We start from the raw sequence: 26,265 nt of genomic DNA, 5'->3' as shown, positions 1-26,265 counted from the left end.
ACTATGCGTCATTCAGCAGAACGCCGGCGCTGTGCGACCAAACGATATTTGCGGTATCTCCAGGTTGATAAACGTCCGCATCGGCGTTCTGCCTTACTATGCCTGGCGTTCCATCCTCAAGTACCACATCATATTTCCATGAGGAGCCTAGATAGGTAGTCGCCCTTACCATCGCTGGCAGGCTATTTTGTTCAGTCTCTCGAGCGGTATGCGCCCGAAGACGCAATTTTTCGGGCCGCAGCAGGAGGATGTCCCTATTCTTATCTTCCGCCAACGGAGCGCGAATTTGCCTGCCGGCAAAATCTAAGACCGATGATTTGCCCGAATTGGCAAGACGCCGGCCCTTCAGCGTGGTCGAATCGCCGAGGAAGCGTGCGACGAAGAGCGTGTCCGGCGCTTCATAAAGCTCCTGTCCTGTTCCCACCTGCTCGATGGCTCCCTTGTTGAAGATCGCAATCCGATCGGAAAGAGAAAGCGCTTCTTCCTGGTCATGAGTGACGAAAATGAATGTGCTGCGGACATTGTTGTGGATGCGTTTTAGCTCGCTTTGCAATGCTTCACGCAACTTCTTGTCCAAGGCGCCGAGTGGCTCGTCCAGCAACAGCACGCTCGGGCTAAAAACCAGCGCTCTGGCCAGAGCGGCACGTTGTTGTTGTCCGCCGGAGAGCTGACTCGGAACGCGCGTTTCCAGTCCTTGCAGTTCAACGAGCTTGATCGCCTCGAGAACGAGCCGCTCTCTTTCAGCCGGAGGCACCGTCCTTTGCTCCAGAGGGAACGAGATGTTCTGTTTGACGGTGAGATGAGGGAACAGCGCGTAACTCTGGAAGACAACGCCGAGGTTTCGGCGATAGGGCGGTATTCCCTGCATCGGGGTATCGCCGATCAGGATTTCACCCGAACTCACGTCACTGAAACCTGCGATCAGGTTTAGCGTAGTCGTTTTCCCGGAACCACTAGGTCCGAGGAAGGTCATAAATTCACCCGCCTGGATCGTGAGGGTGACGTTCTTGACCGCGTCGATATTCGCATACTTCCTGCCGATGTTGCGCAATTGCACCTTAGCGCCGGTATCGTTCACACCATCGTTTTTTCTGATCATTTTCTGGACCCCGGAGAACGCTTAATCAGTGCCGTGGCGGCAGCAAGGCCTACTGAAATACACATCATTAACACGGCGCCGGCAGCGACGGTCGGATCGCTTTCGAAGGTGACGCTCTGGAACATCTTCACCGGAAGCGTCTGGATGTATGGGCTCTGGATGAAGAGCGAAATGATGATCTCGTCGAAGGACGTGACGAAGGCGAAGGCCGCTCCGGCCGCAACGCCCGGCATGATCAGCGGCAGGGTGATGCGTCTAAACGTTGTCAGCGGCATCGCGCCGAGGCTGCTCGCGGCCTGCGCCAATTTGGGATCGAATGAAGCCAAAGCTGACAGCACATTGATGATGACGAGTGGGAGAGCCACCACCGTGTGAGCCACCACGAATCCCAGCACCGTTCCCACCAGCCCAAATCGGGTGAAAACCGAGTATAGGCCAATCGCTACGAGGATACCTGGAACAATCATCGGTGAGATGAGGAAGCCGGTCATGAACTTCTTGGCGACGAATTCATTGCGGCTGAGGCCGAGCGCAGCCAAAGTACCTAGGAACGTGGCAGCGAGCGTGACAAGTACAGCGACCAAGATGGTGTCGTGAAGCGCAGACATCCAACTAGGATCAGACAGGAAGTTCGCATACCATCGCAGGGAAAAGCCTTTCGGGGGGAAGCTGAAGCTGGCTTCGCTATTTAGCGATGTCAGCACGATGATCAGGAGCGGCGCAACGATCCAGACCGCAATTGCGCCTACGCCGATATTGATTAAGCTTGATCGCCTCATGGCCGTTCCGCTCCGTAAAGCTTAAGGCCTCTTGACAGGCGCATCGAGATCGCAAGCACGATGAGAGTAGCAACGAGCAGTACGACACCCATCGCCGAGCCGCGGCCCCATTGCAAGAGGCCGGATACTTGCTGCTGGATCAGCGCTGAAATCATTGTGTTGCGCGGGGAGCCGAGCAGCGCAGGTATGATGTAAAATCCGAGGGACAACACGAACACTGTAAGGGTGCCGGCGAAAATTCCTGGCTTTGTCAGCGGGACGTAAATGCGCCAGAAGGCGACGCTTGGCTTTGCGCCGAGGCTCTGAGCAGCCAGTAGCAAATTGCCGTCAATCTTGGACATCACGGAATAAAGGGGCAAAACCATGAAAGGCATCAACATTTGCGCCATTCCGATGATAACGCCGGTCGTAGTGCGTATCAGTTGCAAACGTCCGATACCCAGCCAGTCAAGTGCATTGTTGATCACGCCGGTATCCTGCAGCAACACGATCCAGGCGAGTGTTCGCACCATCAAGCTAGTCCAAAGCGGGGTCAGTACGATCGTCAAGAGGAGGAGGCGGACGCGCGGGCGCGCTGTACTCATCACGTAAGCGTAGGGATATGCCAGAACCAGGCAGAACACAGACACGATCAGCGCCGTCCAAAAAGTCCTGAGCGACACCGCCACGTTGACTGGGCTGGTAAAGAACCAAATGTAGTTCTCTAGCCCAAGTCTGGGTTCTGTGAAGCTCTTCAAGAAGATATCGAAAAGCGGGTACAGGAAGAACGCCATCATGAACAAAACGGCGGGAACCAGCGCGATAACTCCGGCATCGCTGCGGAAGCGCGCGACGGTCGCGCGCTCCAATCCTGCAATGGGACTCGTTATTGTCACTGAGCGGCCTTTCAGTTGCCAGATATCCACGCCGACCACCGATCGGAGACCTCAGGCCAGTTTTCCGACCACCATTTTACGTCAGGGTTGTGAGAAGTCTTGAAACGCTCCGGCGTCGGTAACCATTGCTTTGCCAGGTCCGACAGTTGCGGCTTGGCATTCACGTTAACCGGTGCATAGGAGGTCAGCTCGGCCAGCTTTTCGGTCTGCTTAGCGCCAAGATAGTAGTTCAGACCGGCTTGTGCCGCGGCGACGTTCTTCGACCCTTTGGGGATCGACACAGAATCGACTGCAACCATCCAGTCATTCCAGATCGGCTTGATATTGTGACCCGCTTTGGCGGCGCCAAAGCCGCGTCCGTTCCATACCAGCGCTATGGTTACTTCGCCTGATTCCAGCTGTTGCTGGGCCTGCGCTCCGGTTTGCCAACCCACGAGATGATCTTCGATCGTGTGAAGTTTCTTGAAGGCGCGATCCAAATCAATCGGATAGAGTTTGTCCGCTTCCACGCCATCGGCCAGCAAGGCTCCCACGATCAAGGCGGTCATTGGATCCGAGCTCATGTTGACGCCGCGCTTTCCCGGGAACTTTTCGACGTCGAAGAAATCTTTCCAGGTCTGCGGCGCAGTCTTCAGCTTGTCAGCATCGTAAACCATGATGTCGGCATAGATGATCGACGGGATCATGCATTCATCGGATACAAGTCCTTTGGGGACCTGCGACAAATCAACGACCGTGCGATCGACTTTCTCAAATAGCTCACCGCAGTGCTGATAGCTTAGGTACCGGTCGCCAACAAATATGTCCCAAGTGACGTTTTTGGCATCGACCATCGCCTTTAACTTACTGAATACGCCGGAGTCCTGGAGTACGGTCGCGCCGCTTTCCTGTTGAAAGGGATCCCATATAGCTTGCTTCTGCCCGTCCTGAAGAATGCCGCCGGAAGAAGCAAAAACGATGGTTTGACCTGACAGGCTATTCGCTGCGACCTCACCCGCTTTCGGTTCAGCGTTGGCATAGGCGCACATTGCCGAAAATAAAGCGGCCGACAAGATAAGACTAAATCGGTATTTCATTTCAGTTCTCCTCCAGATCCTTTCTGGTCTACGGTTCGTCGGGACCAACAACGAACAGCACTTCTGCGATATCCATGCCTTTATTTATCACCAGGTGAGGCATATTAGAGCGATACTCCATTGCATCGCCTGGCCTTAGGCTTACCAACTGAGACTTCACACGAACGTCAACCTGACCGCTCAAAACGTAGATGCACTCCTGCGCGTTGCCGTGCGTGTAGGGTTCAGTTGCGTTCGAACTCTGCGGATCAATGGTGTGGATGAACACCTCGAACGACCCGTATGCCTTTCGCGTGATCAAGAACTTTTGATGATCTTGATCGTCGTTGATCGTTCCTCGTTCGCGAGCACGGACAACGTGGATCTCCGAGTCATCGGTTTCCATCGTCAGTTCGCTCAGGCTCACTTGCAAAGATGCTCCGATCTGCATCAGCGTCGACATATGAGCCCCACTTGCCCCTCGTTCCAGCTGGCTCAGAAAGCTGGCGCTGGCTCCACACTGGGCTCCCAAGTCCCTAAGTGAGAGACGCCTTCGCAAGCGGTGTTTCTTGACATTCTGCCCAATGACTTCCCACTGACGCTCAACTTCGGACTTCACGATATGTTCTTCCTTCTTTACAACTGTTAAGGTAGGCAGCGTATTGTGTCAATCATGATTTTACGTATGTTCACCGCTGCCGAAGGGACAGAGCTAGCCTCTGCAGGGTTGTCGGGCTGTTAGCGGCCAGCGCTCGCGATCCAGGGTATTTCGTTATTCGGCGGTCAGGCGACGGTAGGTCGTGTCTATCTTGCCGGCTCAGTCGTCCGGCAGGGCGACCGCGTTCTCGTTCTGGTCGCGGTCGAAATCGCGATCGGCGCTGCTGGGCGTCGCCATCTCGTTGCTGAAAGTGCTCGCCGAACATCACAAGCGGTTTCCGGCCATCACCTTATGCTGCTCGGCAGCCTCTTAAGCACCATGCGGGGCGACCTTCTGTCAATCTTGCCTACCGCCTTGATCGGACTGGCGCCGCTGGTTGCCTTGCGATGGCGCATCAACTGATGACGCTGGACGACGAAGAAGCCCGTGTCTGGGCATCCTACGCCTGTTTCGCGACATCGATCGCAATCGAGCCGAAGCCGTATCCGCCCGCGCTGTCGAGATCGGTGGCCTGAACTGCAAGAGCATCGCCTCGCTTATCGCCAATCACAAGGCCGCAAGGCATTCCATCGAACCGACCGCCATCGTCGATCACGCCAATCTGCGTGGGCCCTGATTACTATCATTGAGGAGGCACACAATGCCTATCCATCCGACCATCGACATGCTGCGAGAGCTCGGCCTTTATGACATGGCCACCGCTTTCCAGGAGCTCGACGCACAATCCGAAGCACGCGGCCTCGAGCACGGCGAATGGCTTGCCATGCTGCTCGAACGCGAGGCGACCATGCGCCGCCAGAAGCGTTTCGAGGCTCGCGCCAGGGCTGCCAAGCTTCGCCATGATGCGCAGATCGAGAATGCCGACTTTCGTGCTGCATGCGGTCTCGACCGCAATCTGTTCATGGCGCTTGCCGGCTGCGACTGGATTCGCAAGCATCACAGTCTTCTCATCACCGGGCCGGCGGGCGTGGGCAAGAGCTGGCTGGCCTGTGCGCTTGGCCACAAAGCTTGCCGAGAGGATTTCTCCGTCTATCACCGCGTTCCCCGGCTGTTTGCAACACTTGCCCTTGCCAGAGGCGACGGACGTTATGGCCGGATCCTCAAGCAACTCGCCAAAACCGACCTTCTCATTCTCGATGACTGGGGACCGGAAAAACTCAATGATGACCGTGCTTGAGATCATTGAAGACCGCTACGAACGCCGATCAACAATCGTCACCAGTCAGCTGCCCCTGGATCACTGGTACGAGATCATTGCAAACCCAACTCTGGCCGATGCCATTTTGTACCGCCTCGTTCACAACGCCTATCGCATTGATCTCACCGGTGAAAGCATGCGAAAACAGCGCTCGCCAAAAGCGTCTGAAACAGCGCAAGCTTGACCTGAAACGAAACCCAATCCAAACATCAACGAGACCCAGGATCAGTCCGAGAAATGGCCGCCTTCAAATCGGAACGCCGGCCGGAATGAAATCGGAATGACTGGCCGGCTTCATCGGAATACGCATCGCCGGCGATGCGCTCGGCAATCCGGTCCTTCTGCTCGCCAGCCGGACAACGCAACGATATCCCCCTTGCCCATGGTCTTGTCGACGACTTCGAGGCCGGCGCCACGATCGCCGACAGGGTGACGCCGACCATCTGCACGAAAAGATCGCTGAAACGGGACCCGAGATCGTCATCCCGCCGAAGTGCAACCGCGAAGTCCAGCGTCCCGACAACACTCACCTCTACAAGGAACGAAACATCATCGAGCGCTTCTTCAACAATCTCAAGCAGTTCCGCTGTGTCGCAACACGCTATGACAAGCTCCTCGCAACTTTCGTCAAACTCGCAGTTATCGTTATCTAGCTCAGATAGTTAAATCGTAACTGCCGCCTAGAATTTCCGAATAATATATAGCTTCTTGACTGGTTTATGGACGGTCCACTCTCCAACCCAGCCACGCGGGAGCAAGAAGACATCTCCTGATCCATATTTTGTTTCCGTACCGTCCGAATGATGGATGGTAACTGAGCCAAAAAGTATATCGCAGAACTCGTCTATCTCTTCACGGCGAGCCGTGAAACGGCCGGGATCGCAACTCCAAACGCCTATTTCGATTTTCTTGTCTTCGGATTCCCACAAGATCTTACTTGCTTCTGTCTGTCCGGTGAGGCTTGTAGGTTTGGCACGAAGAACACCTGTCTCCATTCCAATTAGTTCATCGCGAGTTCCGCCAAAGTACATGATCTTACCGTTTCCTATTGTGATAGAATTGTCCGAATCACTTCGTTCAGATCAGTTGTACAATGGAATATAAAGACACGCTCCATAAATAGAACGGCCCTGTACCAATGGGTCGATTTCTCGGACACGGACAGGGTTTTATGGGAAGGGGTCCATGACCATGATTGAGAGCTAGTGAACCCACTGCCGATCCTCTAACTTTGTCGTTGGTGCCAAGCTGTGTTCGGGTCTCGCATCAGAGCAACAAGCAACACTACCAGTCCATCGTTCTCACTTGACGAATTCCTGCGCGCCGTCTGTCAGATCTGCGCCTGCCTGGTCCCCGATCGAACATCTAGAAAACCTTCCCGCGCGCCGTGACTGGCCAGAGGCACTCCACTCTGCCGCCGCGGACACCAACATACCAGTCATGCATGTTGCACGTCGGATCGCAGTGCCCGGGGATCAGTAGCAGGCGATCATTGATGGACAGAGAGTCGTGCGGATCGGCGAGAGTTCCATGTTCGTCGGAGGCCATGAGGTAGGTTAGGTCGTCCCGTCCGAAAACATTTGGAAGCCCTGAATCGACGGCATGCGACTTCAATCCGGCATCACAAATGGCCCGGCCAGGTTGAGAACGGCTCATAATCGAAGCCAGTAGGAACAGGGCGTTTTCGAAACCACCGACGACATTCCCTTCACGGTCGACTACCCGGCCGTAGTCGGCATCCATGAATATATAGGAGCCACACTGCAGTTCGTTGTAGACGCCCGACGCGCCTTCGAATTCAAAGCTGCCCGTTCCCGCGCCGCCCACAATGGCGCAACTCAACCCGGCTTCCTTAAGAAGCGAGACAACGTCTTGAGTCATGCGGATAGTCTCGGCGGAAGCCCTGCCGCGCTCGTTGTAGCTGCTGATATGCTGAGCACTGCCCTGATAGGCTTGGAGCCCGGAAAAAACGAGATTTGAGCAGGCCGAGACCGCATTTGCTAGTTCTAGCGCTTCAAGCCCAGACGCGACGCCGCATCGCCCCGCACCACAGTCGATCTCGACCAGAGCCTCGATCGACGTGTCGTATCGGACCGCCGCGTTGTTGAGCGCGGCGATATTGTCAAAATTATCGACGCAAACGATAACTCTCGCCAATCGCGTCAGCCGGGCCAACCGGTCAATCTTAACGCGATCGGTGACCTGATTGGAAATCAGGATGTCCTTGACCCCGGCACGGGCCAGGGCCTCTGCTTCGGAGACCTTTTGGCAGCAAACTCCGCAGGCGCCGCCCTCGCGCATCTGGTAAAGGGCAATTTCCGCGGACTTGTGGGTCTTTGCATGGGCCCGCAGCCGCACGCCCATCGACTCAACCGCCCTGCGCATTCTCCCGCAATTGCGTTCAAAGGCATCAAGATCGATGATCAGCGCCGGCGTCTGAATTTCGCCGACGACCATCCCTACCTTCGCCGGCACATCGTATCCCACATCAAACTCGCCTGACATTTCCATTGCGCTGTCCTGTCCTCGCCAAAAAAACCCTCTCTGTCGGCGGTCAATCACCTGAGACGATGGCAAAGACGCGTGCGGGAAAACCCGAGCCTTTTTCGGCTTTCGGCCAACTGGCAACGACAATGCTGCCGGTCTCGGGCAAACAATCAAGATTGGTTAGCAGTTCGATCTGCCAATGATCGTGAGAAAGGAGGTAGTCTTCAAGCGAACCATCATGGCGGCTAGCGGCGAAACCGGGATCCGTATCCGTTGTCTCATGACCGGATGCAATGATGCCTCGCTCTTCGTAGAGCAGCCGCAGCACCTCCAGCGACCAACCGGGATAATGGCATATGCCGTCGGCATCGCGGTTCATCATGTGGTTTTGATCCGGCCACCGTTTCGACCAACCGCTGCGAAGCGCAACGAAACAGTCCGCTGGGATCTTTCCATTGCGAGTTTCCCAGGCCGCGACATCCGCAAGACCCACGCAATAGTCTGAGTTCGCGGCGGTCTGCTCGGTGATGTCGATCACGACGAGCGGCAGGATCATGTCCGTCACCGGGATATCGTCTTGGCATCGCATCCCGGGTCGAAAATGCACTGGCGGATCCACATGGGTCCCCCATTGGCCTGCAAACCGGTACTCATGGGACAAAAACCCGGCGCGGCATCCATTGATAAGATCGTCATAGCCGTAGATCTGCTTGAATTCTGCGGAGGAAAAATTTGGACTGTGCGGCGTAAGCGGGGAAAAGCTGTGCGTGAGATCCACCCATCGATGTGCCTTCAACATGCGGATCAGTGGCCACAGGCCTGCTTCCGTCGAGTGCAGAGACTGGCTCATCATGTTATGTCCTCCTGAGATGGCGGGATGGGTCAGCGATCATCTTTCTACGGGGACCGTTCAGTGAAGTGACGGGCAACCTGTAGGCAAAGGCCGCGTCGGCCGAGGGGTGAGCGCCATGATCGAATCATCGGCAATCGTCAGCCATGTCATCCCATGGGCTGGACTTTCATCCCAACCGCGGTTTGCATCGTCAATACCAGGTGGATGGGTCGATAAAGTCCTTGTTCTCTGGTAGTGTCTGGCCTCCGTCCACCACGATCGTTGTGCCGGTGATGTAAGAGGCGTCGTCGGATACAAGGAAGGAGACCGCGTTAGCGATATCCCCCGGTGTTCCCAGGCGGCCCATCGGAATGGAACGTTCCATGCTTTCGATGAACTGAGGCGAGCGGCCCGCCTGCAGGCCTTCGGTAAGGATGTTGCCAGGCTCGACTCCGTTGACGGTGATGCCGCTCGTGGCAAGCTCGAGGGCAGCCACCTTGATGAATCCGTTGATGCCCGCTTTCGTTGCTGCATAGGCACCCAAGCCGTGGCTGACGACGCGGGGTCCTGTGATTGATGATGTGAAGACGATGCGCCCCCACTTGTTGGCCTGCATTGATGGCAGGCAGGCTTTCGTCGAGACGAGCGCACCGCGGAGATTGACCGCCATGATCGCGTCCCATCGTTCAACGCTGGTGTCGGCGATTAGCGAGAAAGGATAAACGCCCGCGTTCTGGATCAGGATATCGATACGGCCGAAGCGCGCCATGGCGAGATCGGCCAACGCCTTGCAATCGCTTTCCAATGACACGTCGACCTTAAGCAACTGATTGCGGTCGAGACCCAGCATGTCCATTAGTTCGCGGCCCGCGCTTTCGTTGCTGTCGCCGATCACCAACGAAGCGCCGTCTTCGACGAGGCGTTTGGCTATACCACGCCCGATGCCGACAGCTGCTCCGATCAAAACCGCGGTTCTTCCACTTAGGCGTCCCGACATTCGTAAATCTCCCCATAAACTCGGCAACGGCCGGGTGCCCGAATAGACTACGTAACCGATTACATAAATCGATTACTCTCGTTGGGCACGTTATGTCAATCACATCGTCGATTGGCAAATTCGATTTTTGAGGCTGACTTTCAGCGGGGCAGGTCTCTAGCCGCTGCCGGGTTGCGCGGTGCTCTGTCGTATAATGAGGTTCGACTCGAGGATAATGTTTTGGGTGGGGATATCGACGCTATTGGGCCGGATGCGGAGGAGTATCCGTGCTCCGGCCCTTTTCCCCATTTCGTAGGCTGGATTGACCATTCCCGTGATGGGTGGATTGGAGACAGAGTACCAGTCCTGATCGTCGAAGGCGACTAGAGATACATGCTGGGGCACATTCAGGCCGGCCCTCTGGAGGCCTATCATTGCACCGAGGGTCATCATGTTGTTGAAGACGAAAAGCCCAGTTGGACGGTTCTCGATCTGGATGAGTTTCTCGATGGCTTTCTCGCCGCCTCGCGACAACAGATCCTCGCGCAGGATGTAGCGCTCGTTGACCGCAATGCCCGCCCCGGCCAACGCCATCTTGTAGCCCTCCAGCCTCTGCCGGTCGAAGGCAGCCTTTAACGGCCCGGTGATTACCGCGATGCGGCGGTGGCCGTGCTCGATCAGATGCTGGGTCGCCGTCATAGCCGCCTGACGGTTGTCGATGGTGATGCAATCGAGCTCCAGGCCAGGAACTTCTGAATCGACAAGCACTACCGGCACACCCTGCTCCTGCGCGGCCAGAATATGCTCTCCCGAGGAAGCCGAGGTCGCGAGGATAATCCCGTCGATCTGCTTCTCTACCAGTAGCCGCACGAGGGCACGTTCCTGGTCTGCCGCATTGCCCGAGTTGGCTAGGATAACGCTGTAGCCAGCATCGGCGAGACTTGCCTCGACGCCGCTGGCGATACCGCCGAAGAAGGGGTTCGAAACGTCGGCAATCACCAGGCCAATGGTGTAGGTCTTGCGACTGCGCAAGCTGGCTGCCACGGAATTGACGACATAGCCGAGACGGGCGGCCGTCTCACGCACATGGGCGGCCGTAGCGGGCGAGCACCCACCCTCGATCCCCGAAAGCACGCGCGAGATCGTGGCTTTGGAAACACCCGCCGCGCGTGCGACGTCGTCCATGGTTGGGCGCTTGCGAAGATTCACCTTCGGGTCGTCAGCCTCCCGCCTAGGCTCTCTCTTGGTCATAGATATCCGTGACGGATGGCAATGGCCCGCCATATGGCGGATCCTGCGCCGGATTGGCGCCGCGAAACGGGAATGTCGAGCGCGACGACAGAATTACGAGGGTTCATTTTATCTTCCCACTAACAGATGCACGCGTCTCCGACTACAGTATCGCGCGTTTTTCGCGATAGGCTACACACGTGGAACCGCTCCGATTTTCACGCGCGGTCATCCCCCGTAGCCGACAGCCGAGCGGATGCGCCGCCCCAGACGCACGGCGCCTCGGCCATCACGACAGTCACGCAATGACGGCAGAAGCATTAACCCAAAAAATAGCTTGACGGCAAAGACGGTTCAATATGTAATCGATTACTGTAATCGATTACTGTCCTGTTTGGCTTAACCGCGTGCCTGCCTTGAAATCCGCCTACAATCGAACGACGCTCGAAAGTCACGGTGTTGATAGGCCGCGTCGCATGCGACGATCACGGAAGCATCTCGATGCGCACATGACCCGGAAAACAGGAGCCAGTTTTCCGGGTCATGTGTGCCCAACAAAACAAAGGAGGTATGACATGAAATCTCACTTACTCGTGGTGGCATTGGCCCTTATCAGCACCACCGCTTTCGCCGATGAAATTGTTGTTGCATCGGGCGGCGGCGCGCTGCAGGACGCACAGCGTAAGGCGTTTTTCGAACCGACGGAAAAAGCGCTGAATATCAAGATCAAGGAATCGACCGCAACCGGACTGCAGGATGTCCGTGTTCAGGTCGAAAGCGGATCGGTTTCCTGGGATATCGTGGATCTATCGGCCGAGGAGTGCTCGCTCGGAAGCAAGCAGGGCCTCCTCGAACCTCTCGACTACACCGTCATCAAGGCTGATGGTATCGACCCATCCATGGTCAATAAGGACTGGATCGGCCAATTCTACTATTCAACAGTGATGGCTTGGAACACCAAAACCGTCGCGACGGACGGGACAAAACCCCAGACATGGGCTGATTTCTTCGACGGTAAAAAATTTCCTGGCACAAGAGCCGTCTATGACCATCCGCGCGGCAATCTGGAAATCGCCCTGCTGGCGGATGGAGTCGATCCCGCCAATATCTATCCGATCGATGCGGACCGCGCTTTCAAGAAACTCGCCGAGTTGAAGCCACTAGTCGGCATCTGGTGGGGCTCTGGCGCCCAGTCTGCGCAAATCATCAAGGACGGAGAAGCCGATTTCATCGAGATATGGAACGGCCGGCTGGCGGCGGCCGTTCGCGATGGCGCCGCAGCGGACTTTACCTACAATCAGGGTTTAATGATGGCCGATTGCTTCCTCATTCCCAAGGGAGCGCCGCACAAGCAACTTGCCATGAAGGCTCTAGCCTTGTTCATGTCGCCCAACCAACAGGCTAACTTCGCGAAGCATATCGATTACGGTCCAACCAACACAAAGGCGTTTGAGACCGGAATTCTCGACGATGCAGATCGTACCCGCGTCAACTCTTCACCGCAGAATGCCGCAAAGCAGATCATCATCAGCGACAAATGGTGGGGAGAGCACGGCGCCGAAATGATTGAGCGCTGGCAGAACTTCAAGCAGCAATAATCGGGCTGGAGGCGGATATGGCCGGGTCTAACTTGGACCCGGCAGAATCAGGAGATGCCGGATGGCCGCAGCAGTCAGCATAAGCAATCTTTTGAAAGCATACGGAACATTCTTAGCGCTGGACCATGTCTCCCTCGACGTCAAGGCTGGCGAGTTTGTCACGCTTCTGGGGCCGTCGGGTTCCGGCAAAACGACGCTTTTGATGAGCTTGGCAGGATTTGCCGCCCCCGACGCTGGCAGCATCCGGATCAACGGACAGGAAGTGATCGGCGTTGAGCCAAATCGGCGCAACATTGGCATGGTGTTTCAGAACTACGCATTGTTTCCGCATATGACAGTCGGGCAGAACATTGCCTATCCTCTAAAGCTGCGCCGGGTCGGACGCGCTGAAAGGGAAGAGTGCTGCCGTAAGGTGCTATCGGCGGTACAGATGGCGGGCTTTGAAAACCGTCGGATCGATCAGTTGTCGGGCGGACAACGTCAACGAATCGCCGTCGCGCGCGCGATTGTTTTCGAGCCAGATATAATCCTGATGGATGAGCCGCTCTCCGCCCTCGACAAGAAACTCCGTGACGAGTTGCAGATCGAATTGAAGCACCTTCACAACCGCCTGGGAAGCACGATCATCTATGTGACTCACGATCAGAAGGAAGCCTTGACGCTCTCCGACAGGATCGCCGTGATGAACCGTGGAAAAATCGTCCAGATCGCTTCACCACAGGAAACCTACGAGCGCCCCGCCACTGCCTTCGTTGCAGATTTTATCGGAAACTCGTTTCTCATCCCGGTAGCCCACGCCGAAGCGTGCAACATTGATCTCAATGCATGTGGCCCTCTTGCGGACCACCCGGATGCCGCTCTGGTCGTTCGTCCAGAGAAACTCGATCTTGTATCGGAGACCGACCGCCAGCCCGGCCACTTCTACTTCGAGACCACGGTGCGCGAAGTTGTCTATCAGGGCGACGTCAGCATGGTCTATGCGACTTTGAGAGATGGTGGCGGCATTGTCGTCCAGCGCGACAGCCGGTTTGCAACATTTAAAGCCATGCCATCCGCAGGCGCTCCGATGCGGCTTGCTCTACATCAGGGTGACACGACCCTTGTTCTCATGGAAACGACGTCCACGACCGCGAAAAGGACACTGGCGGTATGATTGGTGCGAAGAAAGCGCGATCTCACAGGCATTGGCTGTTTGCCATGCCCAGCATGCTTGTCGTTTGCATTGTGGTCCTGCCTTTTTTTTGGCTAGCAGCACTTTCATTCGTTTCCGCGGGGGAACTGTCTCTGGTGCACTACGAAAGGATGCTTGAAAACCCGAGCTACCAGGCAATCATCCTCCGCACACTGAAACTCAGCCTGATTGTGACCCTCGTTGTGGTCCTTGTCGGCTACCCCACCACCTACTTCATTCACCTACGATCGCGAACGGCCTCGATAGTGCTTCTCGCATGTGTTGCCATCCCTTTGTGGACGTCACTTCTCGTTCGAACCTACGCCTGGATGGTGATCCTGCAGCGAAATGGTATCATCAACAATCTGCTGCTGCAGGTCGGGCTGATCGGACAACCGCTGCGGCTATCCAACAGCTTTCTGGGAACATCAATCGGCATGATCCATATCATGCTCCCGTTCTTCATTTTTCCGCTTTATGCCGCAATGAAGCAGGTCGATGGGGACATGGTCAGGGCCGCCAGAAGTGTGGGGGCAAGCAGGTGGCAGGCGTTCTGGCACGTGTTCGTTCCGCTGACAGGCCCCGGGCTCTTCGCGGGGAGTCTTCTGACGTTCGTGTTGTGCCTCGGTTTCTACGTAACTCCGCAACTTCTCGGCGGCGGCAACGTTACTGTCATCTCAATCAAGATCCAGGAAAACATCACCACTTACAGCGACTGGGGGGCTGCAAGCGCTCTTGGCGTTGTGCTCCTGCTTCTGGTCGCAATTTTGCTGGGCATAGCAGGAAGACTGGGCACGAGGTTGATCAGCCAATGAAACAGGCATTTTGGGTCCGGCTTGGTGCATGTGTCGGCCGCCACTGGCTTGCCGTCGTCGCTCTTTTGGTGATTGCATTCCTGCTGTTGCCGATTGCCATCGTGATACCGATGAGCTTCTCGAATTCGAACTACCTCGAATTTCCACCACGGGTATGGTCGGTACGCTGGTACCAAGCATTCTTCCAATCGCAGGAATGGATGGCGGCGGCGAGAACGTCCCTTTTCGCGGCGGCAAGCACGGTCGTGATCTCTGTCCCGATCGGCTTTCTGGCCGCTTACGCCCTCCGCAACAACAGCTCTCGCATCGCGAAAGCGGCCTTTGCTTTTCTGCTGATGCCTCAGGTTGTCCCAGTGATCCTTCTCGCGATCGGCGTTTTCTTCCTCTACATCCGCTTGAAACTGGTGAATTCTTTTGTCGGCATCGTTATCGCTCACGTTGCGATTGCCGTGCCGTTTGTCGTGACAACGATCTCCGCCGGGCTCAAGGGATTTGATGTCAATCAAGAGCACGCGGCGCGCAGCCTGGGCGCGTCCAGGCTGCGCGCGATCGCCGATGTCATCCTGCCGCAAATCTCCCTTTCGCTGGTCGCCGCTGCAGTCTTCGCGTTCATCACGTCTCTTGACGAGGTCGTCATCGGCTTGTTCATCGCGGGTGGGGAGAACACGGTGCTGACGCGCAAGATGTTTCTTGCCCTGCGCGATCAGGTAGATCCGACGATCGCGGCAATCTCGACGATACTCATCGTCACTTCGGTGCTGGCTGTTACCGCGTTCATGGCTTTCAACGTCCGGACGTCCAAAGGAAGCCAGGAAAGCTGAGCGGCACACTCCGCCAGAGTAGGCATCTTCATCTCCATAGAATCGAAGGCAGTGCACAATGTCGAACGGTATATTTGCCGATGACTTCAAGACCATTCCCTATTGGTGGGATGGGCGGGATCGGCCGGAAGACGAAGCTGACCCAACATCGCCACCCGGCAAGGCGGATGTCGTCATCATCGGATCCGGATTCACAGGGGTCTCCGCTGCGATGACGCTTGCGCGTGCCGGCCGCGATGTCGTGGTTCTGGAGGCGGACCGGCCCGGTTTCGGCTGCAGCACTCGAAACGGCGGTCATCTTGGCCCCGGAATCCGTAACCCGTACCGGGATCTTGTCACCCGCTTCGGCAAAGATCCGGCCTATGCATTGAAGAAGGAAGGGCATGACGCCTATCGGTTCTTGACCGATCTCATCGCCGAAGAGAACATCGAATGCGGCTTCGTGCGTAGCGGCCATTTCGTCGGGGCTCATACGCCGCGATCGTTCGACAAGCTGCGCGCGCTTGTCGACAGCGAGCCCCCAGAGTTGGAGGAGGTGCGTTTGGTGGAGCCGGGCAAGGTTCGAAATGAACTCGGGACCGATGCGTTTCACGGAGCACTGATTTACCCGAACTGTGGCGGTTTCGACCCGAAGCTCTACCACATGGGTTTGATGGATCGCGCGACCGCTGCGGGGGCACGAATATACGGGCACCAGCCTGCGCTGGCGATTGAGGGCTCAGCCGGGCAATTCCGGGTGACGACACCTGGCGGTCCCATAATCGCCCGTGACGTCGTGCTCGCGACCAATGGCTATACCGGAACTGCGACGCCATGGTGGCGGCGACGCATTATTCCCATCGGCAGCTACATCATTGCCACAGAGGAATTGCCCGCCGCCCTGATGGAACGTCTGTGTCCGAAAGGGTACCAGATGAACGAGACCCGCAAAGTCGTTTACTACTATCGGCGGTCGCCGGACGGAAAACGTATCCTTTTTGGGGGGCGGGTCGCGCTCACCGAAACAGATTCGCGCCTTAGTGCACCGCGCCTGCATGCCGCTATGACGCGGGTGTTCCCCGAATTGCGAGCCACGAAGGTCACTCATTCCTGGCTCGGATTTGTCGCCTTTACCTTCGATTCCCTTCCGCATATGGGCGTTCAGGATGGCATCCATTATGCGATGGGCTATTGCGGCAACGGCGTTCCGTTAAGCACCTATCTCGGCCACAAGGTTGCGAACCTGATCCTAAAACGCCCGGAGGGGCGCAGCGTATTCCAGGATCATAAGTTCCAGACGCGGCCCTTTTATACCGGGAAACCGTGGTTTCTCGCTCCGACACTTGGGTACTATAAGTTCAAAGACCGGTTTCTGAGTTGACGATGCGGTTGACCCACGGCGTCTCCTTCGAGAGCTAGAGCAACTGCCCGAAAAGCGCCAAGCGGTTTCGGATAAATCCGATGCAAAGACAAAAAGATAAAACGATTCCGTTGTCTTGTCCGGTGCGATGATGTCGTGACTTGCATATAGATGTTCGAAACTCCGCCAAAGCGAAGAAATCCATCTACACGGGGATCATCGACGGCCCAGCCCGTCCTGGAACACACAACGTTCGTAGGGCTGGACGTTATGGCACGCTCGTCACGCAATCAATGATCCACTCATTTTGACAGAAAAGGCGCTCGCCATGCCCGTTGAACAGGTTTTCATCGATCTTGTGCCGCAACAGTTCAGTAGCTCGGAAGCGGTCGTTGCCCGCTACGGCGGTCTGGTTGCCACCGCGTTTCGCTACCGGACTGGTGTCGCCGGCCTTCGCATCGCCAACGACCAGGGCGAAATTACGCTGCTGCCGTTCCAGGGCCAGCAGATCTGGGATGCGGCCTTCCTTGGCCGCAGGCTGACCATGTGCTCGATGTTCGACGCGCCGGTCGCGACCCGCGATTATCTTGCCAATTACGGCGCCTTCTTCATCCATTGCGGCGCCACGGCCATGGGCAATCCCGGACCCGAAGACACCCATCCCCTGCATGGCGAATTGCCCAACGCGCCTTATGACGATATCCAGCTCATCGCCGGCGACAATGCGGAAGGGCCGTTCATGGCCTTGACCGGGCGCAGCCGGCATACCGTCGCCTTCAGCCATGATTATGTAGCGCGGCCCACCGTGCGCTTGCAGCGCGACGGTACGAGCGTTGCTGTGGATATGGCCATCGAAAACCTGAAACGCTCGCCGATGCAACTGATGTATCTCGGGCACATCAATTTCCGTCCGGTGGACGGTGGGCGCCTTGTCGACACGGTGGCCGACGACCGGCGAGACATCGCCGTTCGACAAGTGCTGCCAGCATTTTTTTTCAGCCCAAGCGCCGACAACCGCCGCTATCGCGACGCTGTCATTGCTGATCCGGCGCGCCATCGCATCTTTGTCAAAGGCGAAGCGATCCTTCCAGAACTCGTGCTTACCATGCAGGCGAGGTCGGACCCAGAAGGTTGGGCTCACGCGCTTCAGATCCATCCCGACCGGACGGCGGACTTCGTCAGCCACCGCCCCGGCGAACTCGGCTTCGCGGTGCGTTGGATTACGCGCGGCCCGGACCAGGATGCGCTTGGGCTGGTCTTGCCGGCTACGGCCGAAGCGGACGGCTATTGTGCGGCCAAGGCTAAAGGGCGTCTGCTGGAACTTCCCCCCGGCGAGATATTCCGCTGCGCTATCCGGTTCGGCGTAATGGATGCCGAGACCGCAGCCGGCCAGGAACAGAGGATTACCAGGATAAGAACCAGCACAGGCCCTCGTGCTTGAGGAACAGGAGCATCGCACACCTCACTTTGGAAAATCGATGACGGACACCGTGCAATTCTTCGGCTGGGCGTGTCCAATTCTCGGTAAAGAACGCAAAGCAGGTAAGGAAAAGTATGCCAAGGTCGGCGCATCGAATAAGTATGTGTTCAAAATCTCGGCGTCCTTCCTCGTAAGCCTGTTGCGTAGAACAGCCGGTTTTCCGCTCCACATCGACATGTGCTGGCTCCTGCCCGCAGGCGCAGAGAACCAGCCTGATTCTATGCGATGCCGAGTTGCCACTTACCATAGCCGAAATCGACCTCACGCCGGAATCAACAGCCTCCAGCAAAAGATGAACAACCTTCTTGAAAACGACACCTGGAAGGCAGTGCATCATCTATCCTGAGCTGGCGCACGTCAGGCTGTGAGCCAACACTCGGCTAGCGCATAGCCGTTCATCATCTCGTCATTCGGGTTCTTGATGTAGCCGCCGATCTTGTTGGTGGCTGCGGCGTCGATGAACTGGTTGAAGAAGGGCACGATCAGCCCGCCTTCATCGCGCATCATCACCGCCATGTCGCGATAGATCGCCTTGCGCTTGTCCTGGTCGAGTTCGCTGCGCGTGGCCAACAGCATCTTGTCGAACGCCGATTGCTTGAACCGCGTGTCGTTCCAGTCGGCCGTGGAAAGATAGGCCGTCGAATACATCTGATCCTGCGTGGCGCGTCCGCTCCAGTTGGAGAGCGAGAAGGGCTGCTTGTTCCAGACTTCCGATCAGTAGCCGTCGCCGGGCTCGCGCTTGATCTCGATCTTGATGCCGGCCTTGGCGGCGCTCTGCTGATACAGCTGTGCGGCCTCGACTGCGCCCGGGATGGCGACGTCCGAGGTGCGCAGCACGATCGAGCCGCTGTGGCCGGATTTCTTGTAGGCCGCCGCGGCCTTGTCCGGATCGAACTTGCGCTGCTCGATATCGGCGGAAAACAGCGGATAAGCCTCGTTGATCGGGAAGTCGTTGCCGACCGAACCATAACCGCGCTGGATCTTCTCCAGCATCTCGTCGCGGTCCATGGCGAGTTTCAGCACGGGAATCAGCGGTAGCATGATCCGGGACATGATGCTGGAAGCTGTCGAGAGCAGGTTCGGCGCCCTCCAGTCGCCGGCGCCGCTCGAATGGCTGACGGACAATGGCAGTGCCTACACCGCCAAGGAGACGCGTGACTTCGCCACCGCGCTCAATCTCATTGCCTGCTTCACGCCGGTCCAGAGCCCGGAGTCGAACGGCATATCCGAGAGCTTTGTCAAAACCTTCAAACGCGACTATGCTCGCGTCAATCCTTTGCCGGATGCGGTCACCGCACTCGGCAAAATCGCCGGATGGTTCGAGGATTACAACGAAAACCATCCTCATTCAGGGCTCAGAATGCGCTCCCCAAGGGAGTTCATCCGAGCACAAACTCAATAGCCGACTGTCCGGTCAAATAGGGGCAACTCCACTTCCCTTCCTCTCCCGGTCGTGCGTAACCGTCAGCGTCATTGGATCGAGCGGTGACGACTCCAAACCTGCTCGTAAAATGCCTTTGCCTCGGCCGAGAGCGGATGCACGATCATCACGAATCCCGTTGGTGTCGGCCGCCTGGATGACACGCAGGCCTGCATCCCTAACCAAGGCACGCCCAACGCCTTCGGCTAGCCGTCGACCAGATCGGGCAAAGCATCTTCTACGATGCTCAAATTTCGATCGAAAGTCTCGGTGTCGGATGCGTTGGCGCGGAGAGACCGCACCTTGTTCAGGATCGCCGCAACCGCCGCTTCTTTGTCGGGCGCTACGCGTGTTGTCGCCGCTTTGGCCGCCAAAGCGGAAAAGTCTATGGCGGCATTAGCCGGTACGGCTGCCGCGTCGGTTGCTTTGGGCCGTTCTTTTGCGATTACGCGCCGGCCCGGCGGTGGACCTATACGGCCGGCTTTTGCGGCAAACGTCGCGCCGCGCCGCAGGCGGGTCTGCAAGAGGCCTGAGCGGTACGCGGGTGCTGTCGGGACAATCGTCGGGAGCGCAGGAGATGGAACCGCCGCAGCGGAGTCCGACGCAGGGCTTTTCGTTAGCGAAACGTCGGTAGAGGCGGGCAGGGGCATGAACGCGCGTTTGGCGAGCTGGCCGTCGGCGAAATAGAAATTGCGCGTGCCGAGGATTGGCAGTTCGCCGCGCGGCAATATGATGACCTTGTTCTTGTCGAGCGTACGGATTTCGTCCGGCCGCATCAGGGGCCGCCGCACTTCCTTGCGGTGCTCCGCGCGCGTGTAATAAGTGTCGAACAACGTTGCCTTGGTGCGCGTCACGTCCTTTTGCACGTCCGACGTTTCGCCGAGCTGCTCGGAAACGTAGCGCAGATCGTCAGCGTCTTGCGCACCGAAAAAGATCTGCACGCGAGCGGCGTTAATGAGCGTCTTGCGCCCTTCCTGGCGATAGATCTCGTCCACAGCCTTCAGCGACTGCACGAAAAACCACATCGAAACGCCGTTGCCGCCGAGCACGCTTGCCATTTCGGTCACGTTCTCGAGCTTGCCGAGGTTCTGGAACTCGTCGAGCAGCACAAGCACCGGATGCTCGCCCGGCTGCGGCATGGTTTCCGACATGAAGTTCATCATCTGTGTGATCAGGACGTTGAACAACGGTCCAAGCGACGTAATCTGCTCGCGCCGTACGTCGAGATAAAGAGAGATCCGGTCGCGCTTGAGTTTGCGAATATCGAACGTGCTGCGCGAGGTAGCTCGCATCAGGCGCTCGTTGAGAAAGGGGGCCATGCCGGTCCGGACGCCGGCGTAGATTCCGGAAAACTGCCGCTCAGACATTTCGAAATACGGCAACAGGGTTTGCAGCGTGAAATGGGAACATTCGCGGCGGCGTTCCTCGCGCAGCGAGCCGATGAACTCCAGGAGCGGCTGCTCGGCACCGTTCATGATCTCGAGGATTGTGGCGAAGGTTTTCTTCTCGTTTGGGATTGCAGGCGATTCCATGACGAAGGACGCGATGCCCGTAAAGAGGAGGCGGGCATCGTTGACCCAATAAGGGTCTGCATTTGAGGGCGGACGCGGAAACAGCGCCGCAGCGATATTGCGAAGGTCGATGTCGCGCTGGGCCGAATCCAGCGAGATGAAGTCCATGGGATTGTAGCATGCGGTATTGCCGTCCGGATCAGCCGGCGCAAAACGCACCACGCGGCTCATGGTCGAGCGGTAGCCTGCGGTCGCCGCATAGGTCTCGCCGCGCAGGTCGAGAACCACGAGCGAATGCGGCCAGGTCAAGGCGTTCGGTATGATGAGAGACGTGCCTTTACCGGAGCGCGGCGGCCCTATGACGAAGCCGCCGACATCATCGCCATCAATCCACAGTTTCTTGCCGCCGATCAGCTTGCGCTGCGTCAAGCGGATCTTGCCGGTGCGCTGATCGCGGCCGGGCGACAGAATTTCGGCAAGCCTGCCGCCAGCTCGACCGACGAAGACGCCGCCCACTTTCGTCAGGCCGGTTTTCGATACGTCGCTCATCGTCATGAAGCGAGAGTCATGGCGCTTTCTCGGACGCATGAGAAACAGGCTGACTAGTGGCAAGAGAAACCCCAATGCTCCTGCCGCAACGGCGTATTGTATCCGGCCAAAATTCCTCGCCATCGTGTCCGCCCAGGCCTGACGAACGACCGGCAACGGATGGGCGTTCAGCTGGTCGAACAGGACGTGGGAGCCAGTCCGGTACCAATCCGTCGCGGCATAGGCGACGGTGAAGACCAGGGCGCCCAGGGCCATCGCCATGAGCACCATGAAAATTGCTGTTGCGATTTTCTGCATGGATGGGCCTCGCTAGATCGTCTCCGCCTTGGTGAACTTGATCTCGCTGATGCCGCGCCGGCCGCCTTCGGTGCGGACCATCTGGACGACCACCGGAATGACCTCGCGCAGATAGTCGAGGATTTCACTCCGTGAGAGCCCCGTACTGCCCTGCATGACCATGAGCGCCAGCCGCTCGTAGGCGGACCGGGCGGAATTGGCATGAACGGTGGTGAGCGAACCCGGGTGGCCGGTGTTGATCGCCTGGAGAAAAGCGAAGGTTTCAGCGCCGCGTAACTCGCCCAACAACAGACGGTCGGGTCGCATGCGAAGCGAGGCTTCGAGAAGCTGTTGCGCGGAGACTTTGGCAAGGCCCTGGTCGCCCTTCGAGGCTATCAGGGTGACGTTGTTGGGAGCCGGCAGCCTCAGTTCGCGGGTGTCTTCGATCGTGATGATCCGTTCATGAGCCGGGATCTCCTTCAGGAGTGCATTCAAGAACGTCGTCTTGCCGGTCGACGTGCCGCCTGAAACGACGATCGAGACGCGGTTGCGCACCGCATACTGCAGGAACTCCATCGGCGACGTGTCCTGCAACATCTCGACAAGTCGCTTTTCTTCGGTTGAAAGCGCCAAGCCGCTGCCCATCGCCGTGTTTTCGAATGCGCCGAGATCCTTGTAGGCATCAAGGCTCATATCCATGATGACCTGCTTGCGGATCGAGATCGCCCCGCCTTCGGGGGCGGCCGGCGGCAAGATGCATTGGATGCGCTCACCCGAGGGTAGGGCGGCCGACAGGACCGGCTTTTCCTCGTTGATGACCTGATTTGTCGCCGAGGCGACGCCCGTCGAGATGTTGCGGATCCAGCCGGGCGTGACCTCGCGCTTGACGACGTGCTCCATTTCCTTCGCCCCGAGGCGTTCGATGAACAATTCACCTGGCCTGTTGATTGCAATCTCGGACACGGTATCTTCGCTCAAGTAGGGCCATATCGGTTCCAGATGAGCGCGCAGGACCGGGGCTCTTGCCCAAGGGTCGGGGAGGGGATGCACGGCGTTCATTTCACCGGGCTCCCATAGCCGGGATAGAAATGATCCTTTGGCGTCGCGTAGAGAGGCGTCGGATCGATCGCGGTCTTCGGCCGCCCACCTGCCTTCATTCGTGCAACTTCTTCCTGAACCGGATCGGCGTACAAATCCGAGAAATCGAGATCTCGCCGCACCAGCACGACAATGGACGTGCCCTGGTCTACGTAGACTGTCGGGCTAATGTTCTGCGTGTCGCGAAACGCCTCTTGCGCGAGTTGCTGCAAGGCGGTCGATGACTTGTCGAACGCGATACCGCGGGCGTCGCGCTGCGAGCCATTGCCACCATACGTTACGGTTGTGGTCTCACCGGTCACGGGATCGGTCGTCGACACCTGACGCTGTTGTCCATCCTGGCTGCTGTCGCCAAGCGAGGACAGATATTCAGAGACGCCGCCAACGACGGAAAGCATGATGGCGTTGCCGTACCGTTCAACCCAGTGCGTATCGACACGACCGCCCATGCCACCGCGACCGAGCGCGTCTGCACCGGGTGACTTGATATCGACGGAAATGCCGTCTGAGCGGATGACCCTGTTCCAGACGATGAAAACACGCTTCTGACCGCGCGCAAGTCCCGAGCGGTATTCCCCGGTCAGCCGCGAGCCCTTCGGAATGAGGATCCGCCTGCCGTCGAGCGAGAAGACATCCTCACGCACGACAGCGCGTACGGCACCAGGAAGGTCGGTGTTAACAGCGGTTTCCAAATAGCCGCGAAGGATCGTTCCTTCAGGGATCAACGCGTCGGTACGCCGGAAGACCCTGGCCTTGACGATGCCGGAAGAACTTGCCTCTGACTGTGCCAGGAAGGCCTTGTTGGGATCGCTGTCGGCGCCGGGGACCGGGACGATCTGACCGTCGGGCGCGATTTCGACCTGTGCCGCCTGGGCGCCGGCATTCGTCGATCCGGTTTCATCATTCGTCACCATCTGGTTCGACCGCAGGCGTTCCCACACCGCCTTTTCGTGCTCGGCGGCCTCAGCCTTGCGACGAGCTTCGTCCTCAGCCGCGGCCTTGTGGCGGGCTTCTTCCGCCTCGGCCTTGCGGCGAGCTTCCTCGGCCGCCATTTGCGCCTCCAGTGCGCGCCGCTGCGCATCGAGATCCGCACCCTCCTGCACGGTCTGATCGACATTATCGGCTTGTTGCGTGCCCTTCTGGTCGTCGGCCGGTGGCGGCACCACGATCTGGTCGATCGTGCCGTCGGCAGGCTGCGGCGGCTCGGTCAGCGCCGGCGGGCGAAACTCTGGCGGGTTGAAGTTTTCCTCGCCATCGCTGCGAACATCGCGCGATACAGGCTCCCTGGGCCAGTTCAGCCATATCAGCGCGCCTACCAGCACTACGCCGAGGCCGACCAGGGCGATCCTGGTACCCACGCCCGCACCACGGCGCGCGACCGTCGGGCTGCCGTCCAGTTGGTTATAATCGATCTGGGTCATCACCGCCCTCCGCTGGATCCGAACAGGGTGGAACCACCCGTCAGTTTCGTTGGACCGTAGACCTGCTCGACTGGATCGATCGCGTTGGGTCGCGCCCGGTTGTAGAGGCAGAGCGTCTTGCCATCGGCCCGCAAGGTGAATTGCCGTGCGACCTTGTCGATGACTGTGTATTTGCCCTGAGTACGAACGTTGACCAGCGACTCATGGCGCTTGTCGTCGACAACGAAAACCGCCGGAATGTCGCCCTTGAACTCCAGATACAGCTTGGTGCCGTCGTCAAATACGGTGCGCGGCTTCAGGCTGTCGTCGCCCTTGTAGGCGTAGTCGTAATTGAGATCGGCATAATTCAGATCCTTTAAATCCGGATCGGCGGCGCTCTCCTTGGCCTGCGAGAGCAGGCGCGCGTTGATATCCTCGTCCGGGTATTTGAACCGGACCTGGAAGGATGCCCGGTCACGGCTATTGTCGGTCGCCTGCAGCAGCAAGGAATAGACGCGCCGGTTGGTGACCACGTTGACGTTGGTCCACGCATCGCGCTCCAGCGGCTTCACGAAGAGGAATCGCGATCCGCGTTTGGGGATGATCGACCAGCCTTTCGTGTCGCCAGCCGACACGGTTTCGATGACTTCGGTCGGACTGAGTTCGACCATCGTGGAAATGCCAAGAGCGGCGCGCACCGACGTCACGTCGTCATTGTTGAAGGTGACATATCGGATGCGGCCGTCGCGTGCGGCCGCGCTGTGCATCGCGCCGAGCAGAAGGGCGGCCGATAGGACGAGGCCCGCGCGCCGTCTCATTGCAGGCTCCCCGCGGCCGGGGCCGATTCCTGGTCGCGGCGGTAATCCGTAACCTGAAATCCCAACGGGTTGTCGAAACGCCATTCGTTCTTGAGCGGCGTTGAGGTGTAGCGGAATTTTATCACCGCCACCCAATTGTCGGCTGTGGACGAATTGTCCCGCCGCGTCGTCGTGGCAAAGCGCACCGAGGCTGTGTTGCGATTGAGCAGGGAAACCGACTTGATCTCGACCGAGACAGTGACATTGCGGCCAAAAATCTTGTCCAGCGATTGTGGGTTTGCTGGCGTATAAAGCCATGTCAAATCCTTGGACGCGGCGTCGGTCGAGTAGAGCTGTGCCAGGTCGTAATTCTGTTTCAGTTCACGCGAATCGTAGGTTTCGCGGGCCCGAATGTAGCGCACCAGATTGGCCGCCGTGACGGCCTCGTTCTGGGATAAATCTCCAGGCTTCAGCGCGCGCATGATCTCGAGGTAGCCCGTCGATTTGTCGACCTCGACAACATACGGTTCGAACTGCCGGAGCGGCAGGATCAGCACGAGCGCCAGCAGCGACAGCACCGCCACCAGTCCGGAAACGCCGCTGACGATCCAGGCCAATGTACGCGATCGACGCATTGACCTGTGCGTGTCGTCTTCCCAGGTCGCGCCCGCCCTGTAATAGCGCTTGTCGACGAGTTCGCTGCTGCTGTTAGCAGCTGTTTCCATTGGAATTGCCACTTTACTATTGCCTCGTTTTCGCGACGCATCTGATCCAGCACCGCGATCGGTGATCATTGTGTGG

At 57.9% G+C, this 26,265-nt stretch carries 23 protein-coding genes and 4 pseudogenes; 9 read left to right on the top strand and 18 right to left on the bottom strand.

What is annotated here, in order from left to right:
• Position 1: 1 nt before the first annotated feature.
• From AC07SZ_RS33850 to AC07SZ_RS33825, 6 genes are all read right to left on the bottom strand, one after another.
• Complete coding sequence (locus AC07SZ_RS33850) at positions 2-1,099, bottom strand: ABC transporter ATP-binding protein (RefSeq protein ID WP_494917696.1); 1,098 nt, start codon at positions 1,097-1,099, stop codon at positions 2-4.
• Positions 1,096-1,878 (bottom strand): ABC transporter permease, encoded by a 783-nt coding sequence (locus AC07SZ_RS33845; protein WP_494917695.1) that lies wholly within the window; start codon positions 1,876-1,878, stop codon positions 1,096-1,098. The genes AC07SZ_RS33850 and AC07SZ_RS33845 overlap by 4 nt, the downstream gene beginning before the upstream one ends.
• Positions 1,875-2,783: an ABC transporter permease gene (locus AC07SZ_RS33840; protein WP_494917694.1), complete on the bottom strand. Its 909-nt coding sequence runs from the start codon at positions 2,781-2,783 to the stop codon at positions 1,875-1,877. Before AC07SZ_RS33840 ends, AC07SZ_RS33845 begins: the two co-directional genes overlap by 4 nt.
• Positions 2,765-3,829 carry an ABC transporter substrate-binding protein gene (locus tag AC07SZ_RS33835; RefSeq protein ID WP_494917693.1) on the bottom strand — a complete coding sequence of 355 codons (1,065 nt, stop codon included), beginning with the start codon at positions 3,827-3,829 and terminating at the stop codon, positions 2,765-2,767. Before AC07SZ_RS33835 ends, AC07SZ_RS33840 begins: the two co-directional genes overlap by 19 nt.
• A 28-nt stretch (positions 3,830-3,857) precedes the next feature.
• Complete coding sequence (locus AC07SZ_RS33830; RefSeq protein WP_494917692.1) at positions 3,858-4,271, bottom strand: cupin domain-containing protein; 414 nt, start codon at positions 4,269-4,271, stop codon at positions 3,858-3,860.
• 634 nt (positions 4,272-4,905) lie between these two features.
• A complete protein-coding gene (locus tag AC07SZ_RS33825) occupies positions 4,906-5,061 on the bottom strand; it encodes a hypothetical protein (RefSeq protein WP_494917691.1) in 156 nt (51 codons plus the stop codon).
• Between the two features lie 45 nt (positions 5,062-5,106).
• On the opposite strand from AC07SZ_RS33825, the pseudogene istB reads away from it, so the two are divergent.
• Both istB and AC07SZ_RS33815 read left to right on the top strand, forming a co-directional pair.
• Positions 5,107-5,848 (top strand): annotated as a pseudogene (istB, locus tag AC07SZ_RS33820) (IS21-like element helper ATPase IstB).
• Positions 5,849-5,966: 118 nt separating this feature from the next.
• Positions 5,967-6,317 (top strand): annotated as a pseudogene (locus tag AC07SZ_RS33815) (transposase); the annotation flags it as partial.
• Between the two features lie 27 nt (positions 6,318-6,344).
• On the opposite strand, the gene AC07SZ_RS33810 reads toward AC07SZ_RS33815, so the two are convergent.
• The 5 genes from AC07SZ_RS33810 to AC07SZ_RS33790 form a co-directional block, all read right to left on the bottom strand.
• Positions 6,345-6,695: a cupin domain-containing protein gene (locus tag AC07SZ_RS33810; RefSeq protein ID WP_494917690.1), complete on the bottom strand. Its 351-nt coding sequence runs from the start codon at positions 6,693-6,695 to the stop codon at positions 6,345-6,347.
• A 334-nt stretch (positions 6,696-7,029) separates the two neighbouring features.
• Entirely contained in the window at positions 7,030-8,175 is a 1,146-nt protein-coding gene (locus AC07SZ_RS33805) for a DSD1 family PLP-dependent enzyme (RefSeq protein ID WP_494917689.1), read from the bottom strand.
• A 43-nt stretch (positions 8,176-8,218) separates the two neighbouring features.
• Complete coding sequence (locus AC07SZ_RS33800; RefSeq protein WP_494917688.1) at positions 8,219-9,001, bottom strand: cyclase family protein; 783 nt, start codon at positions 8,999-9,001, stop codon at positions 8,219-8,221.
• Between the two features lie 193 nt (positions 9,002-9,194).
• A complete protein-coding gene (locus AC07SZ_RS33795; RefSeq protein WP_494917687.1) occupies positions 9,195-9,980 on the bottom strand; it encodes an SDR family NAD(P)-dependent oxidoreductase in 786 nt (261 codons plus the stop codon).
• Positions 9,981-10,136: 156 nt separating this feature from the next.
• Complete coding sequence (locus tag AC07SZ_RS33790) at positions 10,137-11,144, bottom strand: LacI family DNA-binding transcriptional regulator (protein WP_494917686.1); 1,008 nt, start codon at positions 11,142-11,144, stop codon at positions 10,137-10,139.
• Positions 11,145-11,764: 620 nt separating this feature from the next.
• Here AC07SZ_RS33790 and AC07SZ_RS33785 point away from each other — a divergent pair.
• The 6 genes from AC07SZ_RS33785 to AC07SZ_RS33760 all read left to right on the top strand — a co-directional run bounded on the left by AC07SZ_RS33785 (position 11,765) and on the right by AC07SZ_RS33760 (position 18,374).
• Entirely contained in the window at positions 11,765-12,787 is a 1,023-nt protein-coding gene (locus AC07SZ_RS33785; RefSeq protein ID WP_494917685.1) for an ABC transporter substrate-binding protein, read from the top strand.
• 61 nt (positions 12,788-12,848) lie between these two features.
• Positions 12,849-13,940 carry an ABC transporter ATP-binding protein gene (locus tag AC07SZ_RS33780; RefSeq protein WP_494917684.1) on the top strand — a complete coding sequence of 364 codons (1,092 nt, stop codon included), beginning with the start codon at positions 12,849-12,851 and terminating at the stop codon, positions 13,938-13,940.
• Positions 13,937-14,773 (top strand): ABC transporter permease, encoded by an 837-nt coding sequence (locus AC07SZ_RS33775; protein ID WP_494917683.1) that lies wholly within the window; start codon positions 13,937-13,939, stop codon positions 14,771-14,773. The genes AC07SZ_RS33780 and AC07SZ_RS33775 overlap by 4 nt, the downstream gene beginning before the upstream one ends.
• The gene (locus tag AC07SZ_RS33770) at positions 14,770-15,594 is read left to right on the top strand and encodes an ABC transporter permease (protein ID WP_494917682.1); all 825 of its coding nucleotides are present in this window, start codon (positions 14,770-14,772) and stop codon (positions 15,592-15,594) included. The genes AC07SZ_RS33775 and AC07SZ_RS33770 overlap by 4 nt, the downstream gene beginning before the upstream one ends.
• A gap of 58 nt (positions 15,595-15,652) precedes the next feature.
• Complete coding sequence (locus tag AC07SZ_RS33765) at positions 15,653-16,954, top strand: NAD(P)/FAD-dependent oxidoreductase (RefSeq protein WP_494917681.1); 1,302 nt, start codon at positions 15,653-15,655, stop codon at positions 16,952-16,954.
• 286 nt (positions 16,955-17,240) lie between these two features.
• Complete coding sequence (locus tag AC07SZ_RS33760; RefSeq protein WP_494917680.1) at positions 17,241-18,374, top strand: DUF4432 family protein; 1,134 nt, start codon at positions 17,241-17,243, stop codon at positions 18,372-18,374.
• Here AC07SZ_RS33760 and AC07SZ_RS33755 read toward each other — a convergent pair.
• Both AC07SZ_RS33755 and AC07SZ_RS33750 read right to left on the bottom strand, forming a co-directional pair.
• Positions 18,337-18,660, bottom strand: coding sequence for an undecaprenyl diphosphate synthase family protein (locus AC07SZ_RS33755; protein WP_494917720.1), 324 nt, complete (start codon positions 18,658-18,660; stop codon positions 18,337-18,339). The two genes, AC07SZ_RS33760 and AC07SZ_RS33755, sit on opposite strands and share 38 nt — an antisense overlap.
• 110 nt (positions 18,661-18,770) lie before the next feature.
• Positions 18,771-19,433, bottom strand: a pseudogene (locus AC07SZ_RS33750) (ABC transporter substrate-binding protein); the annotation flags it as partial.
• On the opposite strand from AC07SZ_RS33750, the pseudogene AC07SZ_RS33745 reads away from it, so the two are divergent.
• A pseudogene (locus AC07SZ_RS33745) lies at positions 19,423-19,835 on the top strand (integrase core domain-containing protein); the annotation flags it as partial. The pseudogenes AC07SZ_RS33750 and AC07SZ_RS33745 sit on opposite strands and share 11 nt — an antisense overlap.
• Positions 19,836-20,039: 204 nt before the next feature.
• Here the strand turns inward: AC07SZ_RS33745 and AC07SZ_RS33740 are convergent.
• Genes AC07SZ_RS33740 through AC07SZ_RS33720 form a run of 5 tightly spaced genes read right to left on the bottom strand, consistent with a single transcriptional unit; the run spans position 20,040 to position 26,258 of the window.
• Positions 20,040-22,190 (bottom strand): type IV secretory system conjugative DNA transfer family protein, encoded by a 2,151-nt coding sequence (locus tag AC07SZ_RS33740; RefSeq protein WP_494917679.1) that lies wholly within the window; start codon positions 22,188-22,190, stop codon positions 20,040-20,042.
• A gap of 12 nt (positions 22,191-22,202) precedes the next feature.
• Complete coding sequence (gene virB11, locus AC07SZ_RS33735; RefSeq protein WP_494917678.1) at positions 22,203-23,228, bottom strand: P-type DNA transfer ATPase VirB11; 1,026 nt, start codon at positions 23,226-23,228, stop codon at positions 22,203-22,205.
• Positions 23,225-24,688 carry a type IV secretion system protein VirB10 gene (virB10, locus tag AC07SZ_RS33730; RefSeq protein WP_494917677.1) on the bottom strand — a complete coding sequence of 488 codons (1,464 nt, stop codon included), beginning with the start codon at positions 24,686-24,688 and terminating at the stop codon, positions 23,225-23,227. Before virB10 ends, virB11 begins: the two co-directional genes overlap by 4 nt.
• Positions 24,688-25,485, bottom strand: a complete 798-nt coding sequence (locus tag AC07SZ_RS33725) for a TrbG/VirB9 family P-type conjugative transfer protein (protein ID WP_494917676.1) — start codon at positions 25,483-25,485, stop codon at positions 24,688-24,690. Before AC07SZ_RS33725 ends, virB10 begins: the two co-directional genes overlap by 1 nt.
• Positions 25,482-26,258 (bottom strand): VirB8 family type IV secretion system protein, encoded by a 777-nt coding sequence (locus AC07SZ_RS33720; protein WP_352619180.1) that lies wholly within the window; start codon positions 26,256-26,258, stop codon positions 25,482-25,484. Before AC07SZ_RS33720 ends, AC07SZ_RS33725 begins: the two co-directional genes overlap by 4 nt.
• Between the last annotated feature and the right edge of the window lie 7 nt (positions 26,259-26,265).

The sequence above is a fragment of the Mesorhizobium sp. GW821-FHT07A06 genome, from assembly GCF_059419085.1.
The sequence above is the reverse complement of the archived record's forward strand: the minus strand, read 5'-3'. Positions and strand labels throughout refer to the sequence as shown.

Bases quoted from the DNA above. Each gene is read 5' to 3' on its own strand.
- AC07SZ_RS33850 (WP_494917696.1), bottom strand. From the start codon at position 1,099: ATGATCAGAAAAAACGATGGTGTGAACGATACCGGCGCTAAGGTGCAA.
- AC07SZ_RS33765 (WP_494917681.1), top strand. From the start codon at position 15,653: ATGTCGAACGGTATATTTGCCGATGACTTCAAGACCATTCCCTATTGG.
- virB10 (WP_494917677.1), bottom strand. From the start codon at position 24,688: ATGACCCAGATCGATTATAACCAACTGGACGGCAGCCCGACGGTCGCG.
- AC07SZ_RS33795 (WP_494917687.1), bottom strand. From the start codon at position 9,980: ATGTCGGGACGCCTAAGTGGAAGAACCGCGGTTTTGATCGGAGCAGCT.
- AC07SZ_RS33740 (WP_494917679.1), bottom strand. From the start codon at position 22,190: ATGCAGAAAATCGCAACAGCAATTTTCATGGTGCTCATGGCGATGGCC.
- AC07SZ_RS33780 (WP_494917684.1), top strand. From the start codon at position 12,849: ATGGCCGCAGCAGTCAGCATAAGCAATCTTTTGAAAGCATACGGAACA.
- AC07SZ_RS33755 (WP_494917720.1), bottom strand. From the start codon at position 18,660: ATGGTAAGTGGCAACTCGGCATCGCATAGAATCAGGCTGGTTCTCTGC.
- AC07SZ_RS33725 (WP_494917676.1), bottom strand. From the start codon at position 25,485: ATGAGACGGCGCGCGGGCCTCGTCCTATCGGCCGCCCTTCTGCTCGGC.
- AC07SZ_RS33810 (WP_494917690.1), bottom strand. From the start codon at position 6,695: ATGTACTTTGGCGGAACTCGCGATGAACTAATTGGAATGGAGACAGGT.
- AC07SZ_RS33790 (WP_494917686.1), bottom strand. From the start codon at position 11,144: ATGGACGACGTCGCACGCGCGGCGGGTGTTTCCAAAGCCACGATCTCG.
- virB11 (WP_494917678.1), bottom strand. From the start codon at position 23,228: ATGAACGCCGTGCATCCCCTCCCCGACCCTTGGGCAAGAGCCCCGGTC.
- AC07SZ_RS33845 (WP_494917695.1), bottom strand. From the start codon at position 1,878: ATGAGGCGATCAAGCTTAATCAATATCGGCGTAGGCGCAATTGCGGTC.
- AC07SZ_RS33785 (WP_494917685.1), top strand. From the start codon at position 11,765: ATGAAATCTCACTTACTCGTGGTGGCATTGGCCCTTATCAGCACCACC.
- AC07SZ_RS33805 (WP_494917689.1), bottom strand. From the start codon at position 8,175: ATGGAAATGTCAGGCGAGTTTGATGTGGGATACGATGTGCCGGCGAAG.
- AC07SZ_RS33775 (WP_494917683.1), top strand. From the start codon at position 13,937: ATGATTGGTGCGAAGAAAGCGCGATCTCACAGGCATTGGCTGTTTGCC.
- AC07SZ_RS33800 (WP_494917688.1), bottom strand. From the start codon at position 9,001: ATGAGCCAGTCTCTGCACTCGACGGAAGCAGGCCTGTGGCCACTGATC.
- AC07SZ_RS33830 (WP_494917692.1), bottom strand. From the start codon at position 4,271: ATGTCGACGCTGATGCAGATCGGAGCATCTTTGCAAGTGAGCCTGAGC.
- AC07SZ_RS33770 (WP_494917682.1), top strand. From the start codon at position 14,770: ATGAAACAGGCATTTTGGGTCCGGCTTGGTGCATGTGTCGGCCGCCAC.
- AC07SZ_RS33720 (WP_352619180.1), bottom strand. From the start codon at position 26,258: ATGATCACCGATCGCGGTGCTGGATCAGATGCGTCGCGAAAACGAGGC.
- AC07SZ_RS33835 (WP_494917693.1), bottom strand. From the start codon at position 3,829: ATGAAATACCGATTTAGTCTTATCTTGTCGGCCGCTTTATTTTCGGCA.